Origin of the sequence: Actinosynnema sp. NPDC059335, from assembly GCF_042752395.1 — a bacterium.
Classification (GTDB): Bacteria; Actinomycetota; Actinomycetes; order Mycobacteriales; family Pseudonocardiaceae; genus Actinosynnema.
This window is the reverse complement of record NZ_JBHYXZ010000058.1, coordinates 9,748-11,984: the sequence shown is the minus strand read 5'-3', so window position 1 is coordinate 11,984 and position 2,237 is coordinate 9,748. Positions and strand designations below refer to the sequence as shown.

2 protein-coding genes are annotated in these 2,237 nt (G+C 75.3%); one reads left to right on the top strand and one right to left on the bottom strand.

The window, feature by feature from the left end:
• The first annotated feature begins 68 nt into the window (after positions 1–68).
• Positions 69–1,589: a S8 family serine peptidase gene (locus ACFXGA_RS19525; protein ID WP_378089758.1), complete on the top strand. Its 1,521-nt coding sequence runs from the start codon at positions 69–71 to the stop codon at positions 1,587–1,589.
• Positions 1,590–1,605: 16 nt separating this feature from the next.
• Here ACFXGA_RS19525 and ACFXGA_RS19520 read toward each other — a convergent pair whose 3' ends face one another.
• Complete coding sequence (locus tag ACFXGA_RS19520) at positions 1,606–1,965, bottom strand: DUF2203 domain-containing protein (RefSeq protein ID WP_378089756.1); 360 nt, start codon at positions 1,963–1,965, stop codon at positions 1,606–1,608.
• Between the last annotated feature and the right edge of the window lie 272 nt (positions 1,966–2,237).

The following is a 2,237-nucleotide window of genomic DNA, read 5'->3' as shown; positions in this document are numbered from 1 at the left end:
GGGGGGGGGGCGGGGGCCCCCCCCCGCCCCCGCCGGGCGTGACGATCCCGCGCCCGTGGAGGAAACCCATGGCACACCGACCGGTGGCCGCCGCGGTCGTCGCCGCGCTGGCCGCCCTCGGCCTGACCGCGCCCGCGCAGGCCCAGGCCGACTTCGTGCCCGCGTCGCGGCCCGTGGCGGGCAGCTTCCTGGTGTCGCTGCGGGACGGCGCGGGACTCGCGCAGACCGCGTCGCAAGCGCTGACCGACCGGTACGGCGGTCGCGTCCGGACCGTGTTCACCGCCGCCATGCACGGGTTCCTGGCCGCGGGCCTGACCGACGAGCAGGCCCGCCGGCTCGCCGCCGACCCGGCCGTCCGACGCGTCTACCAGGACGGCACGGCCCGGGTCGCGGACACCCAGCCCGACGCGACCTACGGCATCGACCGGGTGGACCAGCGCACGTTGCCGCTGGACGGCAAGTACACCTACCGCACCACCGCGGCCGGCGTCACCGCGTACGTGCTGGACACCGGCATCCGCAAGTCGCACACCGAGTTCGGCGGCCGGGCGGGCGACGGCTACGACTTCGTGGACGACGACCCGGTCGCGCAGGACTGCCACGGGCACGGCACGCACGTGTCCGGCACGATCGGCGGCCGGACGTGGGGCGTGGTTAAGGAGGTCAAGCTGGTGGCGGTGCGCATCCTCGGCTGCGGCGGCAGCGCACCGGACTCCGCCGGCGTCCAGGGGATCGAGTGGATCGCCCGCCACGCGGCGAAACCCGCCGTCGTCAACGGCAGCTTCACCTTCGACACCCCGGGCATCGGCGACGAGGCCATCTCCCGCCTCACCGGCGCCGGCATCACGTTCGTGGTGGCGGCGGGCAACAACTCGGCCGACGCGTGCGGCGCGGGCCCCGCGCGCAACCCCGAGGTGATCGCGGTCGGCGCGACGGACAAGGGCGACAAGCGGGCGTCGTTCTCCAACTACGGCTCGTGCGTGGACCTGCCCGGCAGCGGCATCACGTCCGCGTCGCACACCGGTGACACCGGGCGCGCGACGATGAGCGGGACCTCCATGGCGTCGCCGCACGTGGCGGGCGGGGCGGCGCTGTTCCTGGCGGGCGACCCCACCGCCGGCCCGGCGCGGGTCGCCGAGGCCCTGACCGGCGCGGCGACCCCGGACGTGGTCCGCAACGCGGGCAACGGCTCGCCGAACCGGCTGCTGCACACGGCGTCGTTCGGCGGGGAGAAGCCCGCTTGCGCGGGTGGTTCGAGCACGGAGGACGTGGCGATCCCGGACGCGGGCGAGGCCGTGACGTCGGAGATCGTGGTGTCCGAGTGCGGCGGTCGCGGCACGGCGGCGACGTCGGTGAAGGTGGACATCATCCATCCGTACACGGCGGATTTGGCGATTGATCTGGTCGGTCCGAGTGGTGCGGTGTTCGCGTTGCGGGCGGCCGGTGGTGAGAACTCGGCGGACGGCGTCCACGAGACGTACAAGGTGGACACGTCGGCGGAGAACAGGAACGGCACGTGGAAGCTGCGGGTGAAGGACTCGTTCGCCTACGACGCCGGGACCCTCGACGCCTGGTCCATCACCTTCTGACCTCGGCGGACAGCGGTCAGGCCAGCGGGCGTCGGCCGGCGAAGCCGAGGTCCGCCCGGTGGTACCAGTCCAGGCCCCGGTCGCCTTCCAACCAGCACAGCAGCACCGGCACGCCGTCCAGCTCGGCCGGGAAGTCGACCAGCAGGGGAGCGAAGCCCTTCAGCTCGGCCCCGGTCGCCTGCACGGCGGTCATCAGGTCGTCCAGCCGGGCCTGGGCCGCCTTCAGCTCGGGCAGCCCGCCGAGGTCGGTCGGCTCGCCGCCGTTGAGGGAGGCGGCCAGCTCGGCCGCGTCGGCCCGCAGCGCGACGATCTCGGTGAGCACCGGCAGCAACCGGGCCAGCTCCTCGCGTGCCTCCGGCACGGTGAACACTGCCACCCCCACTCCGCGGCGCTCCACTCGTCGCCGCACAGGCTACCCGCGCGGCGGTCGGGTCGCGGCAGCGCTGCGCCGAGCAGCCGTTCGACGGGGGGCACTTCGTCGTGCCGAGGGGACGGGGTCGGGGGGGGCCCCCCGCGCGGGTGGGGGGGGGGGTGGGGTGCCCGCGCGGGGGCGGCCCCCCCCACCCGGCCGCCGGGCCCCCCGACCGGGGCCCACGCCTGGTACACGGCCTGCTTGCCGCCGTTGGTGATGAGCACCTGCGCGGCGGT